Here is a 22,870-nt window from a genome sequence, read left to right on the forward strand (position 1 = left end):
ATAACATCTGTCTAAATTCTGACTGGTTTAAAGCAGGATATTTAGTTTAAAGTTCTGTAAATAAGCGTGGTATGGTACCTTAACATTTGTGTCCCTATTTGTGAACAATCGATTGCACTGTGGCTTTTAGTTTAGCAGGATAAACCAATGCCGATTTTGCTACTAAACGTAATTAAAAGTGGGCATTGGTTACAGCCAATTTTTAAACAAAACCTGCTTAATTAACTATGATGTTAAAACGTATACTATGGTGTACTTCTGCTATTTTTTCGATTGCTTCACCGTTTAAAGCCGCTTCTTGTGATATTCCTCAAAAAGCAATAAAGGATACAAGCGTTGTCTTCAGTACAATTTATCCATCATATAATATATCACCGAAAGTTCCCGATACAACGGGAATGAGTAATACTGCAGCGCAACAGGCAGCACACATCAAATTAGGCTGGAACATTGGCAATACGATGGAAGCGCCCGGCAGCGAAACCGGCTGGGGTAACCCTTTAATCACAGAGGATTATATCAAATTGGTTAAGCAGAGTGGTTTTAATGGTATTCGCATCCCCTGTGCCTGGAACCAATATTCAGATACAAAAAGCGCCAAAATACAGGATGCATGGTTAAACCGCGTAAAACAAGTAGTACAATATTGTGTAAAAAACGATATGTATGTGCTGCTCAATATTCACTGGGATGGCGGTTGGCTTGAGAATAACTGCACAACTGCTAAAAAAGATTCGGTTAATGCCAGGCAAAAGGCGTTTTGGGAACAAATAGCTACAACAATGCGTGATTTTGATGAACACCTGATGTTTGCAAGCGCTAATGAACCCAGTACAAACGATGTGGCCCAAATGGCGGTATTGCTTTCATATCATCAAACTTTTGTTAATGCAGTGAGGTCAACAGGCGGCAGAAATGCTTACAGAATATTGATTGTTCAGGGGCCGGGCACTGATATCGCCAAAACAAACAAGCTGATGGGCTCACTGCCAAAGGACGAGGTGGCAGACCGGTTGATGGTGGAAGTACATTATTATTCTCCCTTTAATTTCTGCCTGATGGAGAAAGACGAATCATGGGGACACATGTTTTATTATTGGGGAAGCGGTCATCACTCATTGTCGGATCCCTCAAGGAACCCAACCTATGGAGAAGAGTCTGAAGTTAAGAGCGCATTTCAGCTTATGAAAGCCAAATTTGTTGATAAGGGCATTCCTGTTATTATGGGAGAATATGGTGCTTACAGACGAGCAACCCCAAAAGATTTAGCTGTTCACAATGATGCAGTAGATTATTGGATAAAATTTACTACCCGCGAGGCTATTGCAAACGGACTTAAGCCATTTTTTTGGGATATAGGTGTTGCTATAGACAGGCGAAATAATAAGATACTTGATCAGCGTACCATTAATGCCCTTGTAGCAGGTGCTAATTGAAAACTTATTCAAGGATAATAAACCCGCTGCTTAGTACTTGTTTGCACTTTCACCATTGATATTCATATTCATAACCTCATCCAAATCCATACTTACAAAATGAAACCTATCCGTTTACTGTGTTTTTTAATTTTAGCTTTCGTTGTTACAGAGAAAACTGCTGCCCAATCTCCCGAAACATTAGCTTCAAAACGCCAACATCTATCTATGGATAATGACTGGCGGTTTGCTTTAGGCCATGCTTATGATCCCTCAAAAGATTTTTACAACGGCACGGGTGGCTTCTCTTATTTGGCCAAAACAGGTTACGGGGATGGCGCCGCATCAGCGGAATTTGATGACAGGGGCTGGCGTAAAATTAATCTTCCGCATGATTGGGCCGTTGAGCAACCTTTTAGCCCCAAGGGTAGTTTCAGTCACGGATCAAAAGCAATCGGCCGCAACTTTCCTGAAGCCAGTGTGGGCTGGTACCGCAAAAGTTTTGTTGTTCCGGCTAATGATCTTGGTAAACGGATATCTATTGCATTTGATGGCGTTTTTCGGAACAGTATAGTTTGGGTAAACGGCCATTATCTGGGCACCGAACCGAGTGGGTACAACAGCTTTGAATATAATATTTCTGAATACTTAAACTATGGTGGCAATAACGTCATCGCTGTACGAGCCGATGTAACTATGGAAGAAGGCTGGTTTTATGAAGGTGCAGGTATCTATCGCCATGTTTGGCTTAATAAAACAGGTCAACTGCATATCGTTTCTGACGGAACATTTGTTACAACCCAGGTAAAAAACAACATCGCCGATGTTACTGCAACATCCGCCATCATCAACGACGATAAAGAATCAAAGAATTTTAATGTAACCCAAACTATTATTGATGATAATGGAAAAACCATCGCAACAAAAACAACTACCGGGCTTAGTTTGAAGCCTTTCGCGTCGCAGGATATCAAAAGTGTTTTAGCCGTTAGTAACCCCAGGCTATGGGGTATCGAAAGTCCAAACCTGTACAAGCTGGTAACTACTGTTGAAGAAGGCGGAGCAGCTACAGATAGCTATAGAACAACCTTTGGGATCCGTAGCATCAGGTTTGACGCCAATGAGGGTTTTTTTCTGAATGGAAAGCATGTTAAAATTAAAGGTACCAATAATCACCAGGACCATGCCGGTGTAGGTGCCGCCATCCCTGATGCTTTGCAGGAATTCAGGATTCGTGCCTTAAAAGAAATGGGCTGTAATGCCTATCGCTGTTCGCATAATCCGCCAACACCCCAACTGCTGGACGCATGTGACAAGTTGGGGATGCTGGTTATTGACGAAAACCGCTTAATGGGTGTGGCATCAACCCAACTAAATGATCTGAAAAGAATGATCCGGCGCGACCGTAACCATCCCAGCATTATCAGCTGGTCGATAGGGAACGAGGAGTGGGGCATTGAAGGTAATATTACCGGGGCGCGAATAGCTGCTACGATGCAGGCTTTTGCCAAATCGGTTGATTCAACGCGCTACATCACCGCAGCCATAAGCGGTGGGATTGGCTCGGGAATATCAACCGTGATAGACGTGCTGGGATATAATTATGTTGCTACTAAAAATACCGACGAACAACATAAAAAGTACCCTAACCAATTTAGCTGGGGTACCGAAGAAGGGTCAACAGTTGCTTCAAGGGGAATTTATGAGGATGATATGGACAAGCATCAGCTTGTAGCGTATGACAGAAAGCAAAATGATTTTTTCTACAGCCTGGAACAGGGCTGGAAATACTACGCTGCGCGTCCGTACCTGGCAGGAATGTTCATTTGGACAGGTTTTGATTACAGGGGTGAACCCACACCTTTCGGATGGCCTTCTGTTGGGTCATATTTTGGGATGCTTGATGCCTGCGGTTTCCCCAAAGACGATTACTATTATTTAAAGTCATGGTGGACTGATCAAACTGTTGTGCATCTGCTGCCGCACTGGAACTGGCGCGGTAAAGAAGGCCGGGAAATACGGGTGTGTGCTTATAGTAATTGCGACGAGGTAGAGCTTTTTCTGAATAAAAAGAGCCTCGGTAAAAAAACTATGGATTTAAACGGGCACCTGGAATGGCAGGTGAAATATGAGCCGGGAACGCTTGAAGCGATAGGTTATAAAAAAGGTATAAAAGCAGGTAGCGACGTTGTTAAAACTACCCTGGATCCGGTCAATATTAATTTACGGGCTAACAGGGATGTCATCAAAGCCGATAGCAAGGATATCGCTTTAATTACGGTACAAACTACTGATAAAAATAAGCTGAGGGTGCCAACGGCCAATAATGAGATAGGCTTTTCAATTGAAGGGCCGGGTAAAATTATCGGTGTTGGTAACGGAGATCCCACCTCGTTGGAGCCTGACCAATACTTAGAACGGATCAACCTGGTTCAGATAGGCAGTTTTAAAGAGAAGTTCGTAGATGATTTAAATGTGAATGCCGAGGTTGCAGCCGACTACGATGACAGTAGCTGGCAAAGTGCTTTTAAAGATACCCGGGACGATGAATTTGGCCGAAAGGTGAAAGCGATAGTTTACAGGGCGGGTTTCGTCATGCCTGCCGATGGTGCTGCCGCTACTGCTACATTTTTTAATAAAAATATAGGCAAGGTACAAAGCATTTATATCAACGGTAAAGAGATAGGTCATGAAATCAAAGAGAATGCCGGGAAAACTGAATTTAAACTTGAAGCCGCACTACTGCACCCTGGTAACAACACCATCGCTATTGTGGCCACGCCGTTGCTTAAAGCTAATATCTGGGCAGGCGTTAATACCGATCCCGGTCTGATTCAGTTGGTTTACCCTGCGGCCCAATACAAACGAAAACTGTTTAGCGGGTACGCCCAGGTTATCGTGCAATCAACAGGGCAACCCGGAACTATAGTTTTAAAAGCAACCTCACCGGGACTAAAGCTGTCGGCTATTGAGATAGTAGCTAAATAATGTTAAAAAGTAACTCTAAAGAAATAATATTTATGAAATATACAATTGCCTGTATTATAGCGCTTTTTTTGTTCGGTAAAGTTTCGGCACAAAGTAAAGACGAGGCGGCCCTTAAAGCTAAGATCAACGGTATCATCAGTAAAATGACACTTGAGGAGAAGATAGCAATGCTGCATGGAAATGCCTTGTTTTCTTCGGCAGGTGTACCCCGTTTGAGCATTCCTGAACTCACATGCGATGACGGGCCTTTAGGTGTGCGCGAAGAAATAAAACGTTTTGACTGGGCTTCGGCTAACTGGACAACTGACTCCGCTACTTTTTTGCCCAATGGTTCGGCAATAGCGGCTACATGGAACCCCTTAATGGCTAATAAATATGGGGTAGTGATAGGGGAGGAAGCGAACGCCCGTAAAAAGATTATAATGCTTGCGCCAGCCTTTAACATCTGCAGGATGCCCCTTTGCGGTCGTACGTATGAATATTACTCTGAAGATCCATATCTAAACAGCCAATTGGCTATTCAATCCGTAAAAGGGATTCAAAGCCAGCATGTAGCAGCCTGTATAAAACATTTTGCCGCAAATAACCAGGAGCTTAACCGTGATAGCGTAAATACTTTAGTTGATGAAAGAGCTTTACGCGAAATTTATTTCCCGGCATTTAAAGCGGCGGTACAGCAGGGGAATGCTTACACGGTTATGTCGGCCTACAATAAGTTGAACGGTTACTGGTGTTCAGAGAATGATTTTTTATTAAACAAGGTATTAAAAAATGAATGGGGCTTTAAAGGTGTGGTCATGTCTGACTGGGCCGGGACGCACCATACGGTTGCTGCTGCAAACAGCGGCCTTGACATTGAAATGGGATCAAGCGGGCCGTATGATCAGTGGTATTTTGCCAAACCTTTGTTGGCAGCTGTTAAAGCAGGCCAGGTTTCTGTAAAAACTATTGACGATAAAGTGAGCAGGATTTTATGGTTAATGTATCATACCTCCATGAGTGCCAATCATCCTAAAGGATCTATAGCCACGCCTGAACACGCCAAAGCCGCGTACGAAATTGCATCGGAATCTATCGTTCTGCTAAAAAACGACAACCATCTATTGCCTTTAAAAACAAGTGCAATTAAAAGCATCGCTGTTATAGGCGATAATGCCACACGTACATTTGCTTTGGGAGGTTATGGTGCAGGTGTAAAGGCTAAATATGAGGTTACCGCGCTGGAGGGTATAAAATCAAGATTCGGTAAAACCGCCAATATTAGTTTTGCGCAGGGTTACAGGGCAAATTACATGGCAAGTAAAACTGACGAACAAAACCGTGGCTACGACAAACCTGATCAGAACCTGATTGATGAGGCCGTAGCGCTTGCAAAAACCAGCGATGTTGCCATTTTGTGTGTAGGCTCAAACCGTGAATATGAGAGCGAGGGCCATGATCGCAAGACCCTGGAGCTTCCTTTTGGCGAACAGGCCCTGGTTAATGCGGTGAGCGCCGTTAACCCTAACACTATTATTGTCATTATGGCCGGCGCACCGTATGATCTGGGTGAAATTAAAAAATCAAATCACACTATCGTGTGGTCATGGTTTAACGGATCGGAAGCGGGGAATGCGTTGGCCGATGTATTAAAGGGAGTTATCAATCCTTCGGGCAAGCTGCCGTTTACTTTCCCTGTCTCGTTACATGATTCGCCTGCATTTAACCTGGATACATATCCTGGTGAGGGCCTTACGGCTGACTATAAAGAAGGTGTATTGGTTGGATATCGCTGGTATGATACTAAAAAAATAGAGCCTCAATTCCCTTTCGGCTATGGTCTTTCCTATACTGATTTTTCTATCAGCAAACTTTCCACAGATAAATCAAGCTATAAAAAGGATGAAACAATCCATGCGATTTTTACGATCAAGAATACAGGCAACAAATCAGGCGCCGAAGTTGTACAATTGTATGTAAATGACCCTGTTTGTTCGGTTTTGCGTCCAGAAAAAGAGCTTAAAGCTTTTGAAAAGATATTTTTAAAACCCGGTGAATCAAAGACGGTAGAAATGCAGGTAAAAGTTGCCGACCTTGCGTTTTATGATGAATCAAAGAAGGGATGGAATGCTGAAACCGGCGACTACATTCTTGAGCTAGGTAATTCATCCCGTAATATTATTCATACAACAAAAATTGTAGTTAAATAACCTTGTTAAACATTTCATTTTTATGAAAGCAATAATCATAGTCATCCTGTCCTTGACCGGCGGTATGGTAAGTTTCGCACAAACGCCGGGTGGTATTGAACGAAAACAACTGTTTGATTACAATTGGAAATTTAAGCTGGGCGATGATTCTTTGGCTAAATTGAAAAATTTTAGCGATACAGACTGGCGTAGTCTTGACTTGCCACATGACTGGAGCATCGAAGGAAAGATAAACCCTAAAAACCCAACAGGTGGTGCAGGCGGTTATTTTCCAGCAGGCATTGGCTGGTATAGGAAAACGTTTAATGCCATGCCTGCATGGAAAGGAAAAAGCGTTTCCATTTATTTTGAAGGCGTCTACATGAATTCAGAGGTGTTTATCAACGGGAAATCACTCGGAGTCCGTCCTTATGGTTATTCTTCATTTAGGTATGATCTGTCACCTTACCTGGATTTTAGTAAAGAAAACGTGATAGCTGTTCGTGTAGATAATTCACAACAAATAAACAGCAGGTGGTACAGTGGCTCGGGGATTTACCGCCATGTTTGGATGAATATTGCCAATCCTTTACACATAGCCGATTGGGGAGTTGCGGTTACAACGCCTCAGGTATCTTCAAAACAGGCCTCTGTACAGGTTAAGGCTACGATAAAAAACGAAACGGCCTTTTCACAAAGTATTGCCGTAAACACCCGGCTGCTATCCGGGCGTTTTAAAGATGCGGGGAATAACATGATGAGGTTAACATTACCGGCTTATAGCGAAAAGGAAATAACACAAACTATAAAAGTATCAAATCCCCTGTTGTGGACACCGGAAACCCCCAATTTATACCAGGCACAGATCCAGGTGTCGAAAGGTAATGAGCTCGCAGATGAAATGAAAACCACATTCGGTATTCGTTCCTTAAAGTTTACAGCCGAACGTGGCTTCCAGCTCAACGGTAAAACTGTCAAGATAAGCGGTGGGTGTGCACATCATGATAATGGCTGCCTGGGAGCCGCCGCTTTTGACAGGGCAGAAGAGCGTAAGGTGGAGTTGTTAAAAGCTGCCGGGTTTAACGCAGTAAGAACATCTCATAATCCCCCTTCCGAGGCCTTTTTAGACGCTTGTGACAGGTTGGGTTTATTAGTTATTGATGAGGCTTTTGATGGCTGGAGAATCGGTAAAAACAAGCACGATTATTCGGTATATTTTGATAAATGGTCTAAACTTGATCTGGAAACAATGGTGCTGCGCGACAGGAACCATCCATCAATTTTTATGTGGAGTATCGGTAATGAGGTGGTTGAGCGAAATAAGCCAGAGGCTGTTGTGACCGCTAAAATGCTTGCGGGCACTGTTAAAAACATTGACAGCACAAGGCCTGTAACATCGGCAATTGTAAAATGGGGTAACGACTGGGAATCGTTGGATTCGCTTATGGCGGTTCATGATGTTTGCGGTTATAATTATCAACTGAAAAGTGCGCCTGCTGATCATGAAAGGGTTCCTTCCCGCGTTATTTTTCAGACAGAATCATATCCGCGCGATGCTTTCGCCAACTGGAAACTGGTACAAAACAACAATTACATCATAGGTGATTTTGTATGGACGGCGATAGATTATTTAGGCGAATCGGGGATTGGCCGTTGGTATTATTCGGGCGATGTGCCCGGAGAGCATTGGGAAAATGATTTTTTCCCCTGGCATGGTGCATATTGCGGAGATATAGATTTAACCGGATGGAGGAAGCCGATATCACATTACAGGAGCCTGCTGTACAATAATAAAGAGAAGCTATATATGGCTGTCCGCGAACCCAAACCGGAGCCATTGGAAATCAAAGAAACCTGGTGGTCGGTATGGCCTACCTGGGAAAGCTGGACCTGGCCAGGTTTTGAGGGGAAGAATATTGACGTAGAGGTATATTCAAAATATCCCAAAGTGAGGCTGTACCTCAATGGTAAACTTCTCGGTGAAAAGTCCACAACAGAAAATCAGGAATATAAAGCTACTTTCTCAGTGCCGTATGTTTCTGGAAACCTAAAGGCAGTCGCCGTCGAAAATGATAAGGAAACAGAAACGGCTGTTTTGCAAACTTCCGACCAGGCCGCAAAGATCAAACTAATTGCCGATCGTAAAGAAATACTGGCTAACGGGCAGGATCTATCTTATGTAAGAATTGAGGTAACGGATAAGGATGGCGTAATTCAGCCGAATGCTGCAAATCGTTTGAATTTTAATATTGAGGGGCCGGGCATAATAGCAGGTGTTGACAATGCAGACATTAAAGATACGGACCCATATACAGGCAACTCACGCAAAGCATGGCACGGGCAGGCCATGATTGTTATCAGGAGCACCCATAATGCCGGTGATATTAAACTTACAGTTACTTCGGTAGATCTCTCTGAAGCAACTTTAGCTATTAAAGCAATTGGGAATTAATGCTTGTGAATAGTTAAGTATAGAAACTAAAAAGCAGAACCTGAACGATAAATCAGACATGAAAAAAACGAACTATATTTCGATTATTACCATCCTGTTGTTAATTAGCTTCAGGTTAAATGCCCAGCGGTTGTTTGTAGGAACTAATTATCACCCACATGATGATAAGAATATAGAAAAATGGAAAAGTGATATCCAACTGATGAAGAACGCGGGCTTCAGGGTTGTAAGGATGGGGCATTTGGCCTGGGATAGCTACGAGCCTTCCGAGGGGAACTTTGATTTCAAATGGTTCGATACACTAATGGACTTGATGGATAAAGCCGGTATTAAAGTAATTTTAGATATCGCCATTCGTCCGGCCCCGATCTGGTTGCAGCATAAATTTTCTTCCATAAACGTCACCGATCCTTCGGGCAACAGGTTATATCCTAACCACCGTTATATGGAAGATATCGGGGATCCTGATTATCAAAAGTATGCTATAAGATATGCCAATGCACTTTCAAAGAGATATGGTAACCATCCTGCCTTGCTTGCTTTTGGTATCGATAACGAGTCGGGAGACGGGCCGATATCTTATTCGGAGCAGGCGAGGTTACGGTTTATTGAATGGTTGAAACAAAAGTATAAAACCACAGCGCAGTTGAATATTGCATGGGCTGGTCAGCGTTGGTCGCGAAAAATTAATGAGTTTGATGAGGTTGGCCTACCTGCATCTGGCAATATCAGCGGACCGCCTGAAAGAGTGTTGGATTTCCGCCGGTTTGAATCAGATGAGATCAACGAATTTCTGATAAAAGTGATTGATAAAGTCAATACCAATGCTCCCAAAGCATTTGTGAATACAAACGCTTGGTACTACAGCGATAAGCGTTATTTCGATTATTCGCAAATTGCCTATTCAGGAAAAATGACCCGTGAAGGCTGCGGCTTCTACCCGGGAAACTCGTTGGTAAATAATTATGGATTGATGGATGCCACATTTGGAATCGCCAGGATCCAGTTTGAAAGTACAAACCCTTTTTGGTGCACGGAGTTTACCACAATGACAGCCGTTCCAAATTCCATCAGGAAATCCGCTTATGCATCACTGATGTACGGCAACCAAATGGTTTGCGGCTGGACCTGGCAAAGTATGCCAAGTGGAGAGGAGCAATACCTGGAAGGCATGATGGACTGGGATGGCGGAGTAAACAGGAAGTATGACGAATACAAGCAAATAGCTTCCGAGTTTAAGAAAATTGAAAAGTTTTTTCCTTATAAAGTTAAGGCAGATGTTGGTTTAGCATTTTCTTTCCCAAGTCAAATAGCAAGCAACGCATTCCCTGAGAAGCATGATGCACAGTTAGCCGAATGTTTTAATGTTTTTTTTAGAAAGAACATAGATATACGGGTGGTTGAAATTACCAAAAGCTCATTAAACTATAAATTACTGGTAATCCCTGGCGTTACGGTTATGGACTCAGCAACCGCTAAAAAGATCAGGGAATTTATTTATAACGGCGGTACCGTCATCATGACGGCCAATTCGGCGGTTACAAATGAAACAGGAAAGGTTTTTTCTACAACTCATCCGGGTTTGTTAAGCGATGTTTTCGGCATCCGTGTTTCAGGGTATGAAGAAACCGAGAATTTTAACGAGATCTCGGCAAAACACTTCCAAAACAAGGATATAGAGGTTAGTTTCGGTTCTAAGAACATTAAAACTGAATCAACCCGTTTCGATGTCATTTATCCGCAGGGTGCAAAAGTGCTTGGCAATATAACCAGTTTAGATAAAAGCTACCCGGCTATAACTACTAACAAATATGGCAAGGGGACCGCTATATATGTGGGGCTTCCCGCTAAATCTGCGTTGATTGAAAATTTGGTTGATAGTTTAAAAGAACCGCTTTCACTTATGCAAGGCCCTGAAGTGCCGGAAGGGGTTATGGCGAGATTTATTGATAACAAGCATATACTTTATTTAAATTTAACCGGCAACCCGCAGACTATCGACCCTAAACATGCATCTAAAAGTATATTGTTTGATAAAGATTATGCCGGAAACTTTTCACTTGCGCCCTATGAGCCCGAGTTTATTGAACTGCGATAGATTTTCCAATTAAATATAAATACCTGAAAAAATGATAACTAACCTTAGAAAGATTTTCGCACTTAGCTTCGTCCTGTCCGGGATGACGTTAATGCTGCACGGACAAGAACTATCCATTAATAACGGCCCCTTCAAGCCTTCTGATAGTTCTTTTAAACACTACCAATATCCTGCGTGGTTCAGAGATGCCAAATTTGGCATTTGGGCGCATTGGGGGCCGCAGGCCGTACCACGCCAGGGTGATTGGTATGCCCGTAACATGTACATTCAGGGCAGCGAACAAAATAAATATCACGTTGCACATTACGGGCACCCGTCAAAGTTTGGTTATAAGGATATCATACCTTTATGGAAGGCTGAAAAATGGGATCCTGCAAAATTGATGGCGCTATATAAAAAGGCCGGGGCAAAATACTTTGTTAGCATGGGCACCCATCATGATAATTTCTTTTTATGGAACTCTTCTCTGCACCGGTGGAATGCTGTACAAATGGGGCCTCATAAAGATGTAGTTGGCATTTGGCAAAAAGAGGCTAAAAAGAATGGCCTTAAGTTCGGCGTTTCCGAGCATTTGGGAGCAAGCTATACCTGGTACCAACCGGCACATAATGCCGATACATCCGGCGCTTACAAAGGCGTTCCATATGATGCGAACGATCCAGCTTATGCTGACCTATACCATCCTAAAGCAAAAGCAGATGACCGCGGCTGGTATACTACGGATACTGAATGGCAGCGAACCTGGTATAAGTCTATTAAAGAACTGGTAGATACTTATCACCCCGACCTGCTTTACTCAGATGGTGGGTTCCCGTTTGGAGATATTGGCAGGGACATGTTAGCCAATTTTTACAACGGAAATATGGCCTACAACAATGGGCAGTTCACCGCTGTGTATAACTGTAAGCAACCTTCGCAGGGTATGTGGGTAGAGGATCTTGAACGGGGTGTTCAGGATTCCATCAGCCCTTACCCATGGCAAACAGATACTTCTATAGGCGACTGGTTTTACCGCACCGGCCAAACCTACAAAAGCGGTACCGATATCATACGGATGCTGGTAGATATAGTAAGTAAAAATGGAAACCTGTTAATTAATATTGTGCAAACACCTGAAGGGGATTTGGAGCCCGATATGTTAAATACGCTTGATGAGATAGGTAAGTGGACTGCCGCCAATGGTGAAGGGATTTACGGATCACGTCCATGGAAAATATTTGGAGAACGCCCGGGGAATGCAGTAAAAGTTAAAACCGACAACTTTAATGAAGACCGGATGAAATACACGTCCGAAGATATCCGCTTCACAAGTAATGGCAACAAGTTATACGCATTTCTGCTTGACATACCGACCGCGGATATTCGAATTAAGTCGCTGGGTAAATCATCAACAGTAAATACAAAAAAAATACGCTCCGTGAAACTCTTGGGCAGTAAAGAAAAGATACAGTGGCAGCAGGAAGCAGATGCGCTTGTTATCAAAAAGCCTGTAAACTTGCCAGACTGGAAGGTATCAGGTTTTAGGATTGATCTCGCTGACTAAAATCTGCTTAAGATGAATAAATCAAAAGTCAGGCCCTCCCGTTTAAGCAGAGGGACTGACTTTTTTTGAAGAGTGTTGCCTGCAATTTTGGTATTTGTTTTAATGTTCCTGGCTGCCAAAAAGGATTGGGCTATAAATATCTATCAGCTTTGCAGCAGCGTAGGAAGGGTATGCAGCTAACAGGGATTGCTTGTAGTCTTCTGCGTTGTTTGCTTCGGAGAAGATTTTGCTGCTTTTGTCAAGATAGATCAGCGCATTGTCAATGGCAGCTTTGTCGGCAGGCGTACCGTGCCCCGGTAAAAAGATATCATATCCCTCAATTGCCGTTAGTTCCTTCAATGCTGTTTTCCAGCCATTAACAGGCCCTGTAATAAAGGCATGGGCATTGTGGTAGAGAATGTCCTGGGCAATTACAATTCCTAACTCAGGAAGCTTGATAACCAATGCGCTTGGCGATTCGGTATTTAAAACACGTTCAAAAACGAACCTGGTTCCGCCTATGATTTCTTCTCCCAGCTCAACAGCTTCTGTGGGAAGCGCGAGCTTACCGGCAATCAGGCTGCCCATTTGTTGTTGTTTTTGCTGTAATTCATGCGGGCCGTTTTTTAACAGCGATTCTATAATTTCCGGCAACGCGTAAACTTGTACGTCCGCAAATGCGTCGCCCATGCCCAGGTAGTGATCGGGATGGTCATGCGTTATATAAAAACGGGTTATAGGCTTTTGAAGACTGTCGGCTAATGCACGAAATTCCTGGCCATATTGAGCGAAAAACTGTCCATCCACCAGAATTAATTCTTCAGGCAGTTCGATAATATGTGTTGCGTTGGCAAACATTGGTGCCGGAGACACCAGCGTGTGAACCCTTACATCGCCTTTGCCTTTTACTATGTAGCTGGTTGCTTTTGGAAGTTGATTTGTCATCGTTTTATTGAGTTAAATATTACGATGCAAAACTAAAACCGCGAAAACCGGCAATACTATCAGTATGCTTTAGTTGTTATCAATTTGCATATTCCTGGCGATAACTGGCCGGGGATTGTTTGGTTAATGATTTAAAAAAGCGAACAAAGTTAGATGGCGCGGAAAAGTTATGTTCATAACTGATTTCCGAAATGGTTTTGCCGGTGGTTAATAAATCGCTTTTGCAGGATTTCAGCAGTTCATCATGGATTATTGCCAGCGCATTTTTTCCAAAGGTTTCCTGGCATAAATGATTAAGGCGGTTTCGGTTAATGCCAAGCAAATCTGCATATTGTTTAACCGTTTGCTTCATCCGGATATTCTGCCTCAATAATTCTCTGAATTTTAAAATTTCAATGTTTCGATAAAGGTTTCCCTTTAATTGGTAATGATCTGTATAGCTTCTGTTAACCAAGATAAGCAGTTGGTAAAGATATGCCCTCAATAAGTGATAACTATCAGTGGCAAGCAGATCAATTTCATTTTTAATGTTTTTCGATAACTCAAGCAATATATTTGTTTCTTCTTCTTTTAAGGGTAAAGTGGCTGAAGCTTCATAGTTGCCAAAGTAATAAAGCCGGTTCAGAAAATAATTATCTTTAAGAAAAGCTTCCATAAACTCCCCTTCAAATATTATAACCATACCTTCGGCGGAGCCCTGTAAGTGCCATTGTCGCGGTTGGGCAGGGGGTAAGAGTAAAGCTACCGGTCCGGCAAGTTCCAGTTTGATATCTTCCAGTAAAATGTGGCCGGCTACTTCCTTAAAGAAAAACATCTCATAAAAGGAAGTTGCGTGGAGCTCTTGCAATGATAAACTTCGATGGGCTATTTCGGCCACATTAAAGCAATCAATGAGCAATTCTTTACCATATTTATTTTTATAAAAATCAAACCGGATCATCTGTCAATCAATGAAGATCTGTAATTTAAGAAATCCAGCTAAAGATGGAAAAAGTAATTGAACCTACCGCCAATGCTGAGTCTTGCTGATCTTTAATTTGGCTAAAAAGTTAAACAGCTATTGAATCCGGCGCTGATGAGATTGAGGACGCCAAGTTAACTTGTAAACGTAAAAATGCCCGGGAGCAGTTGAAGTCCCGGGCATTTTTTTAATTTGCTCCTTGTTTGATAGCGGTTATTGTACGCTGATCCTTTACAGTATAATTTCTTCTGTCAAGCGCGCCGCCTGTATCCCAGAAAAATGGCAGCATACCTATCGTTGTAGCTTGCTTTGTAACATAAGTGATCCAATAGTCTACCGAACTTTCGTGTGTTGGCAAATCTAAAGGGACATGCGCTGTGTTGTCGCGCCTGTATGCACCATATTCACCTAAAAGGACAGGAATTCCCTTGTCAATGAATTTCGTCTTCATCAGGTTGAATGAGGCGTCAACATCGGCTTCTTCGCCCCAGGTGGCGTTTCGCTCAGGTTCGATAGCCGAGTGGTGCCCTGTGCCCCAATAATAGAACATTTTACCCCAGCTTGCATCATTGTCAAGCAGGCAGCAGAATTGAAATGGTGAGTAGTAATGCACTTCAACCATCAGTTTGGCTGTAGCCTGATCATGCGGAAGAGTGGTCATAAAATCGCTTGTTTTCTCCATATTAGTAGATGGCCCTTGCAGTACCAATACACGGTAAGCGTTTCTACCACCGGTTGATCTAACCGCATTAATAAAGGTTTGATGATAGGTAGAAAGTATTGCGGTTGTTGCGGCATCATCTGCTGCAGGCTCATTGGCGCTGGCAAACATCAAATGTTCGTCAAAATCGCGCATGGCCGTTGCAATTTGTTCCCATAATGCCTTTTGCTTAGCGTTAACAGAATCCTGTTTGGCCTGGGTAATATTATTTTCAAGCCAGCCGCCATCCCAGTGTATGTTCAGCAACACATACATATCATTATTTACGCAATACCCTACAACTTCCTTTACCCTTTTTATCCAGTTTGGATCTATTTGCGCGGTTGCCGGGTTACTTAAATGCCCCATGTTCCAGGCACAGGGAAGGCGTATGGCATTAAACCCCTGCTGTTTTACAAATTTTACATAATCTTCAGTGATCAGCGGGTTGCCCCAACCTGTTTCACCGCCCGAGGCTTCCAGTGTATTACCAATATTCCATCCCAATTTTATCTTCGCGGCAAGCTGAACTGCGTTGCTGCTCATGCCGGTTGCATCCGGAGCGATTGGCGAAGTATTGTAATCAGGAAAGAGATTAGCCGTTTGAGATACTTTTAACGTTCTCGCCTGTCCGTTTGATGAGTTTATGGTTAAGGTACTTGAACGGGTTGATCCTGTACCGTTTTCTGATAACGTTTTGATATTAATAACGATACTGCCGCTATTGCCCGAGGTAGTGCTTAACTGTAGCCAGGAAGAGCCTGGATTAACAATATTCCATGTTGCATTGCAGGAAATAGAGAAATCCTGTGTGCCACCTTCGGGTGTAAAAGTTATTGCTGTTTGGTTTACCGTAAGTTCCGGCGGTGCATTATTCGTTTTTTTACACGAGAGAAAGGATATCAATACAGCCGTTATTAAAAATACTGGTTTTAAGAAAAATGTTTTTTTCATTTTTTAAATGCTTGGTAATAAACTTTTTGTTTGTTTTTGCATGCGATATGGATTTGGGTTAGGTACGTATTTGAAAAACTACGATATATAATCATGTGATGTAGGCAGCACAGGTTATTGTGTATAGTACTGTTGGCTCGTCGTTGTTAAAAAATGCCGGGGCCGGTTTACAGCCCCAGGCATCCACCTTATATTCAACTAACTTTTACTTTTTGTGATAACCGCTGCTTTTATTATGAGCAGTTAAATTCTTTGCGGAATTGCGCTGATTGCGGTTTTTTTTGCTCTTATGAGTTTTGGTTAAAAAATGCCGGGACCTGTTAGGGCCCCCGCGCATTCACTTATAATCAACTAACTCTCTCGCTTATTTAATTCTTACTACCCTGATATTATCAATAGCGGCCTCGAAATTTTGGACGGTACTTGAGCCATCATTAATAAATTGGAATTCAATGCCGCCTGCACCGGTTGAACCAAGAAAATCCGTAAGACTTGTGGCAGGGAAGCCTTTATTATCAACAAAGCTTGTAAACGGAATAGTAACCGTTTGCCAACCCTTAGTTGTAAATGCGGCGGTTGCGCCCGAAGCCGTTTTCCATGGGCGATAAAGAGCTGCATAACTACCGTAATCTTTCAAAATTTGGATTGAGCCGTTTGTCCATGGCTTGGTAGCTGATATCTCAAACTTAACAGCATAATGGCTCAAGGTGTCTTTTAAATTAGCTTGAGGTACCCATTGTGCCGAATTTATATTAATTGAGCGGCCGCCATTCCACCATGACCAGTCACCGGCAGGAACATTTGACGCGTTCATAATACCGTAATAACCTGTGTTGCCGGGATAGCTGGCAGAACTATTGGAAGTATTCGATCCCCACGAAAAATTGTTTATATTATCGTAATTATTCAATACTCCGTTTACGAAATTATGCACCGAATAAACGGTAGCAGCTTTACCTGATTTTGTTTCAATACTTACAATACCTCCGGTTTGCGCGATGCCCGCAGGCACAGCAAGGGCGATGCTGGTACCGTCATTTGACGATTTAAAGCTGGTAATATTAATTCCGCCGTAAACTACACTTTTAACAAAGAAAAAGCTAAGCCCGTTGATCCTAACCGAATCGCCCGGATTGGCCTCCTCGTTGGAAACGCCTGAAATTGTGGGGGCAGGGGCGACTATAGGGAACGAAAACGTGGTTTGGCCATGGTTGGTAATGTACTGTATGGTATTCAGTTTATCTGAAGGTACGGTCGGGAACGCAATAACAGCCGGAATCAGCGCGATAGCGCTTGTATCGGAAAACCAGGCATCATTGAAAGATCCTTTTACACCATCAAAATTGATAGCAAGCGCACCTTTTAAGTTCTTACCCGAAATAACTATCCATTGGCCTGTACCCACGCTGCTTAAGAGTGAATCGCCGGGATGAGCAACATAATTGCGAATAGAGGTAATTACCGGGGTACCCTTTGATGATGACGAATCATCCTTTTTGCAGCCAGACTGCATAAAAACCACTGCAGCAAGCACGGCAAGCAGCAGGCAGCTTTTGATATAATAATTTAATTTTTTCATGATTTTAAGAATTATCTAAACGATTCTGATTGCAATTAATAATACGGTACAGGGGCCTCCAACAACTTAGGATCCGCCGTTTGCTCATTTGCCGGTATAGGCAGCGTGAACGTATTAATGCTTGGCGGCGTTATAATCAGGCTATTGGCTGACGCTGTTTTAACTCCCGTAGCAGGATCATAGCTAAATTGCGAACGGGGGATATACGGCACTGCATCTTTTGTAGGTGTTATTTGCTTACTAATTATCGAGATTGCCTTGTTAGGGTCGTAATAAGAAAGGCGCACCAAATCAAACCAGTACTGGCCTTCAAACGCCAGCTCAATCCGTCTTTCCTTCATGATGATATCAGGAGTAAGCTGGGTAACAACATCAACACCTGCCCTGCTGCGTACCTGGTTGAAGTACATCAACGCATCAGCGTTGGTAGTAGATGCATTATTGCCTAATAATGCTTCGGCATAAATTAAATATACATCTGCAAGGCGTAATACAGCATTATGCTCAATAGATGACCAAAGGTCCATCGTGGGCGAATTATTATCTGCCGCGGTGCCAACTACGTGTTTTTTAACGTTTACACCGGTTGCCGTGTAGCCGCCGCCTGCCGCGTTAAGCTCAGGATACTTATCACCGGTAAGCATAAATGTAGCTTTGCGGCGTACGGAGTCCTGGGTAGTATATTGGTTTGCAAGATCTATTGTTGGGCCAATTGCTCCGCCCCAGCCACCGCCGCCGGTAACAAGGCTGCCGCTTGGTGCAAATTGGGCTTGTATGGCATTACCTTGTCCGTAACCTACTCCGGGTGCCCATTGATAGGCAAATAATGATTCAGAATTATCATTATACTGTGTCCGGAAAAGATTATAGTAATTTGGCAAAAGAGATAAACCGCTGGTTTTGCAAACATTGCCGGCATAGTACGCGGCGCTGTCCAGATCAGATTGATTGCGTGAGCCCTTTTGGTTTAAACCGGCCCTGCTTAAATAAACTTTTGCCAGCATACCCTGTGCCGACCAGGTTGTAACACGGCCAGGCTGATCAGTTCGGGGCAAATTAGCAACCGCGTATCTTAAATCGTTAATAATAAACTTATATACATCCTCAAGCTTATGGCGAGGTACCAATGGATTGGCAATCAGTTTGTCATTATCTTCTATAATCGGCACAGCGCCCCATAATTGGGCAAGATAAAGGTAAGAAGTAGCACGGATAAATCTGATTTCGCCAATGGCGCCTGTTTTACTTTTTACAGATACACTATCCGGCATTTTGGTATTAATAGCTTTAAGATTGATATTACAATGTCCTATAACATTGTAAAAACTTTGCCATGCCGATGTTAATGTTCCGTTTTGTGGCGTGATGGAAAAGGTAGTGAGCTGAACAAGGTCGCCATTATATGGCTGTAACATGTTGCCGCTCATGATATCTCCCATACCAAGCAATGGGAAGTTGTTCCAGGTAGCCCAGGGCTGCGCGTAAAGTGTAGCCGTAGCCAATCTTAAATCCGAACCGCTTTTGTAAAAGTTATCGGTAGTGATACCGGTTAAAGGGGGGCGGGTGAGGTAATCTTTTTTGCAGCTGCTTATCATAATTATACCGATAACCAGCAGTGCTATATTTATTTTGATACGTTTCATAAATCTTGATTTTAATTGTTTAGGGATAAATTGAGGCCAAATGTGTAAACACGCGGCTGGGCGTAATATCCATTATCTATACCTGCTGCTAATGGGTTCCATGAACCAATCTCAGGATCGTAGCCGGTATATTTGGTAATGGTGAACACATTGGTTACGTTGACATATACCCTTAATGATCTTAATTTGATCTTATTTAAAAGGTTATTTGAAAAACTATATCCTAAAGCGATGCTTTTACACTTTAAAAATGAGCCGTTTTCTATGTATTTGTCAGAGAAGCGCTGGTTATCGTTACCGCTGGCCTGGCTAATACGGACAATATTTGTAGATGGGTTTGTAATGTATACGTTATTAATATCTGAGCTTGAACCAGCCGGGTCAATCAATCCGATTTTTGCATAGTTGAACACAGACGGGAAATAGCCAAAGTTTTGATTCGGGTTATCGCCGTTAACCTTTAACTGGTTATAAACTTTATTACCATAATTGCCGGCCATAAAAATATTCAGGTCGAAGTTTTTATAGTTGAAACTATTGTTGATACCAAATTGAAATTTAGGCATAGGCGAGCCCAAAAAGGTTTGGTCGCTGGCGTCAATTTTGCCATCACCATTGATATCTTTAAAAATAACATCACCTACCCAAACACCACCTGAGCCAGGCGTTATAGGTATAGGGCCGCTACCATTTTGAGACAATGCCGGGTATTTTGCAAAATCGGCGGCGTTTTTATAAATGCCCAGTACCTGGTAACCATAAAATTCGCCGATTGAGCGGCCAACAACTGTTTTGGAAACTGTTCCGTATATAGCAGGGGTGCCGTCAACCAAAGCAAGTACTTTATTGATATTTCTGGTAAAGTTGATGTTGGTGTTCCAGTTGAAGTTTTTTGACCGGATATTTTGTGTGTTAAGTGAAAACTCAAAGCCCTTATTGCTCACTGCGCCAACGTTTACATATGGGGCCTGCACCGCGCCGGGTGAATATCCGCCGGCAGCAAATGTGCCTGAATAATACGGTAGGGTAAGACTAAGCAAAAGGTTATTGGTTTTGCGGTAATAAACATCGCCGGTTAAGCTGATCCTTCCGTTTAACACAGTCGCATCTAAACCAACGTTATATGATTTTGTAGTTTCCCACTTGATGTTCGGGTTTCCGGTTGTTGTAGTTATTTGCGAATTACCCGATAAACCGGTGGATATTGTGCTTAGCGTTGAACCATAAGCATATTCAGCAATATTTTGGTTGTTTACCAATCCGTAGCCGAGCCTAAGCTTAAGATCATTGATAGCTTTTACATTTTTAAGAAAGCTTTCGTGGTTAACTTTCCAGGCAAGCGCGCCGGAGTAGGTAGTATTCCACCGGTTGGCTTCAGCAAATTTCGATGAACCGTCATGACGTACGGTTGCAGTTAACAAATAGCGGTCGTCATAAGTAAAGTTAGCCCTGCCAAAATAGGCTTCTAAAGCGCCCTGTCCTTTAACACCCGTATTAGTTGCAGTTGTTGCGTCACCGCTGCTGATTGTTTGTACGTTATTACTTGCAAAATTGGTTCGTGTAGCCGATATGCCGCTATTTTTAAGTAATTGGGCTTCATGGCCGGCAACTACGTTTACCCAATATTTTTTTGCAAACGTATGCTGATAGGTTAAATAATTTGAAATTGAGTTATAAAAATTTTGTGCGCTTGAAGCCGTACCGCTATTATTGCTCTTGGTATAAGCACCCATAACATAGCTTGGGTTAAAGTAATCCTCAGTTGCAAAATCGAAGTTCCCGGCTACCTCGTTACGCAGGGTTAAATCCCTTGTAAATTGAATTTCTGCGTAAGCATTGCTAAATAGTTGGTAGCGGCTTTTAAAATCTTTAACAATTGTTGCTATTGCAAAGGGGTTAGTGCCCACGGCACCATAAATATTAGGATCATTACCTCCCCATGTGCCGTCAGGGTTTTTTACAGCCACATCGGGCGTTTGATTAAGCGCCTGCAAGATCACACCTGTATTGGAAGTGGTAACATTTTCGGCTACATGCGCCATATTCAAGTTGATGCCAACCTTTAACCAATCGGTGGTTTTATTATCAATATTTGCTTTAACCGAAGTACGTTTAAAATCCGAACCCAGTGCTATACCTGTTTGTGAAAAATAAGTTCCTGATATATAGTATTTTGTTCTATTATCGCCGCCGCTGATGGATAAATTGTGGTTTTGCATTGGAGCTGTACGGAAAAGCGCTTTTTGCCAGTTGGTACCCGGTCCAAGATATTGCGGATTTGCATATTGCGGTCGCAGGTCATAACCGATAATTGCCGATTTCTCATTCATGAAGGTGGCGTACTGTCTTAAATCCATTACGTCATAATATTTAGGCAATTTTTGCCAACCCTGGTAGCCGTCATAACTGATAAGCGGGGGACCTGCAGACCCTTTTTTAGTGGTGATAATAATTACGCCGTTAGATGCTTGCGAACCGTAAATGGCCGTAGCCGAAGCATCTTTTAACACATCTATCGAAGCAATATCTGATGGGTTGATGCTGGATAACGGGTTAGTGCCATTGCCCGGAATGGCCGATTGTCCATTCGGCGGGATCTGTACACCATCAATTACATAAAGCGGAGGTGCGCCTGTAAAGCCGCCTAAACCACGGATTTGAACGTTAACATCACCACCAGGCTGGCCCGACACCTGTTGCACAACTACACCTGCTACCCTTCCTTGCAAGGCTTGATCAAATGTGGTTGGTTGCGCTTTTAAAATGTCTGCAGCTGTCACCGACGATATCGCGCCGGTAAGATCATTTCTTTTCCGTGTGCCGTAACCAATTACAACAACTTCGTTTAGGTCGCTGGTTGAAGGTTTGAGGGCTACATTAATAACCGTAGATGAGCCCACGTATATTTGCTGCGAATTATAGCTTATAAAACTAAAAATCAGGATGTCACCATTTTTGGCATTGATGGTGTAACTGCCATCCGCTCCAGACAGCGTGCCTATTGGCGAATCCTTTACTTTAATGGTTACGCCTGGCAGCGGCTGGTTATTGTCCGCGCCGGTAATTCTACCTGTAATTTTAACGCTTTGTGCGAAACCTGTGAGGTTTAACAGCAGCAAAGCTGTAAACAGGAGTAATACATGTCTTAATCTTTTTCGTAAATCTTTTTCCATGTTAATTGGGGTTCATAATTGTTTGGTTAATTGGTTTGTTTATTAAGTTTTTGGCTTTGATACACCTACGCTATGTTTCACACTAAAGCTGTTGATGGGAATCGATGACATCTTGAAGCAAGTTCATCACGCATGCATGCTTTTAAAATTCGCATGCAATACAAGCATAGCCTGACTGCGAATGAAATATTTACAATGATTCCTGAAGTGTGATTTTAACGATCTACCGTGCGAATAGCACAGGTGCTTATAAGTACGCGTTTGAGCATAAT

12 protein-coding genes are annotated in these 22,870 nt (G+C 42.8%); 6 read left to right on the forward strand and 6 right to left on the reverse strand.

The features are described 5' to 3' along the window. Window positions 1–398 precede the first annotated feature (398 nt). From AC59JO_RS05685 to AC59JO_RS05710, 6 genes are all read left to right on the forward strand, one after another. On the forward strand, window positions 399–1,436 hold the full coding sequence (locus tag AC59JO_RS05685) for a glycoside hydrolase family 5 protein (protein WP_413668356.1): 1,038 nt from the start codon (window positions 399–401) through the stop codon (window positions 1,434–1,436). 99 nt (window positions 1,437–1,535) lie between these two features. Further along, on the forward strand, window positions 1,536–4,403 hold the full coding sequence (gene galA / locus AC59JO_RS05690) for a beta-galactosidase GalA (RefSeq protein WP_413668355.1): 2,868 nt from the start codon (window positions 1,536–1,538) through the stop codon (window positions 4,401–4,403). Between the two features lie 32 nt (window positions 4,404–4,435). Further along, complete coding sequence (locus tag AC59JO_RS05695; protein ID WP_413668354.1) at window positions 4,436–6,592, forward strand: glycoside hydrolase family 3 C-terminal domain-containing protein; 2,157 nt, start codon at window positions 4,436–4,438, stop codon at window positions 6,590–6,592. 22 nt (window positions 6,593–6,614) lie between these two features. Then, complete coding sequence (locus AC59JO_RS05700; RefSeq protein ID WP_413668353.1) at window positions 6,615–9,023, forward strand: glycoside hydrolase family 2 TIM barrel-domain containing protein; 2,409 nt, start codon at window positions 6,615–6,617, stop codon at window positions 9,021–9,023. A 58-nt stretch (window positions 9,024–9,081) separates the two neighbouring features. Then, a complete protein-coding gene (locus tag AC59JO_RS05705; RefSeq protein WP_413668352.1) occupies window positions 9,082–11,121 on the forward strand; it encodes a beta-galactosidase in 2,040 nt (679 codons plus the stop codon). Window positions 11,122–11,152: 31 nt separating this feature from the next. Continuing rightward, complete coding sequence (locus tag AC59JO_RS05710) at window positions 11,153–12,664, forward strand: alpha-L-fucosidase (RefSeq protein ID WP_413668351.1); 1,512 nt, start codon at window positions 11,153–11,155, stop codon at window positions 12,662–12,664. Window positions 12,665–12,763: 99 nt separating this feature from the next. Here AC59JO_RS05710 and AC59JO_RS05715 read toward each other — a convergent pair whose 3' ends face one another. The 6 genes from AC59JO_RS05715 to AC59JO_RS05740 all read right to left on the reverse strand — a co-directional run bounded on the left by AC59JO_RS05715 (window position 12,764) and on the right by AC59JO_RS05740 (window position 22,598). Beyond that, a complete protein-coding gene (locus AC59JO_RS05715; protein ID WP_413668350.1) occupies window positions 12,764–13,588 on the reverse strand; it encodes an MBL fold metallo-hydrolase in 825 nt (274 codons plus the stop codon). 79 nt (window positions 13,589–13,667) lie between these two features. Beyond that, window positions 13,668–14,528 carry a helix-turn-helix domain-containing protein gene (locus tag AC59JO_RS05720; protein WP_497304000.1) on the reverse strand — a complete coding sequence of 287 codons (861 nt, stop codon included), beginning with the start codon at window positions 14,526–14,528 and terminating at the stop codon, window positions 13,668–13,670. Between the two features lie 208 nt (window positions 14,529–14,736). Then, window positions 14,737–16,203, reverse strand: coding sequence for a cellulase family glycosylhydrolase (locus AC59JO_RS05725; protein WP_497304002.1), 1,467 nt, complete (start codon window positions 16,201–16,203; stop codon window positions 14,737–14,739). Between the two features lie 364 nt (window positions 16,204–16,567). Beyond that, window positions 16,568–17,782, reverse strand: a complete 1,215-nt coding sequence (locus AC59JO_RS05730) for a glycan-binding surface protein (protein ID WP_413668347.1) — start codon at window positions 17,780–17,782, stop codon at window positions 16,568–16,570. Window positions 17,783–17,817: 35 nt separating this feature from the next. Next, window positions 17,818–19,425, reverse strand: a complete 1,608-nt coding sequence (locus AC59JO_RS05735) for a RagB/SusD family nutrient uptake outer membrane protein (RefSeq protein WP_413668346.1) — start codon at window positions 19,423–19,425, stop codon at window positions 17,818–17,820. An 11-nt stretch (window positions 19,426–19,436) separates the two neighbouring features. Further along, window positions 19,437–22,598, reverse strand: a complete 3,162-nt coding sequence (locus tag AC59JO_RS05740) for a SusC/RagA family TonB-linked outer membrane protein (RefSeq protein WP_413668345.1) — start codon at window positions 22,596–22,598, stop codon at window positions 19,437–19,439. Window positions 22,599–22,870: the final 272 nt, after the last annotated feature.

The sequence above is a fragment of the Mucilaginibacter sp. A5337 genome (assembly GCF_059690695.1).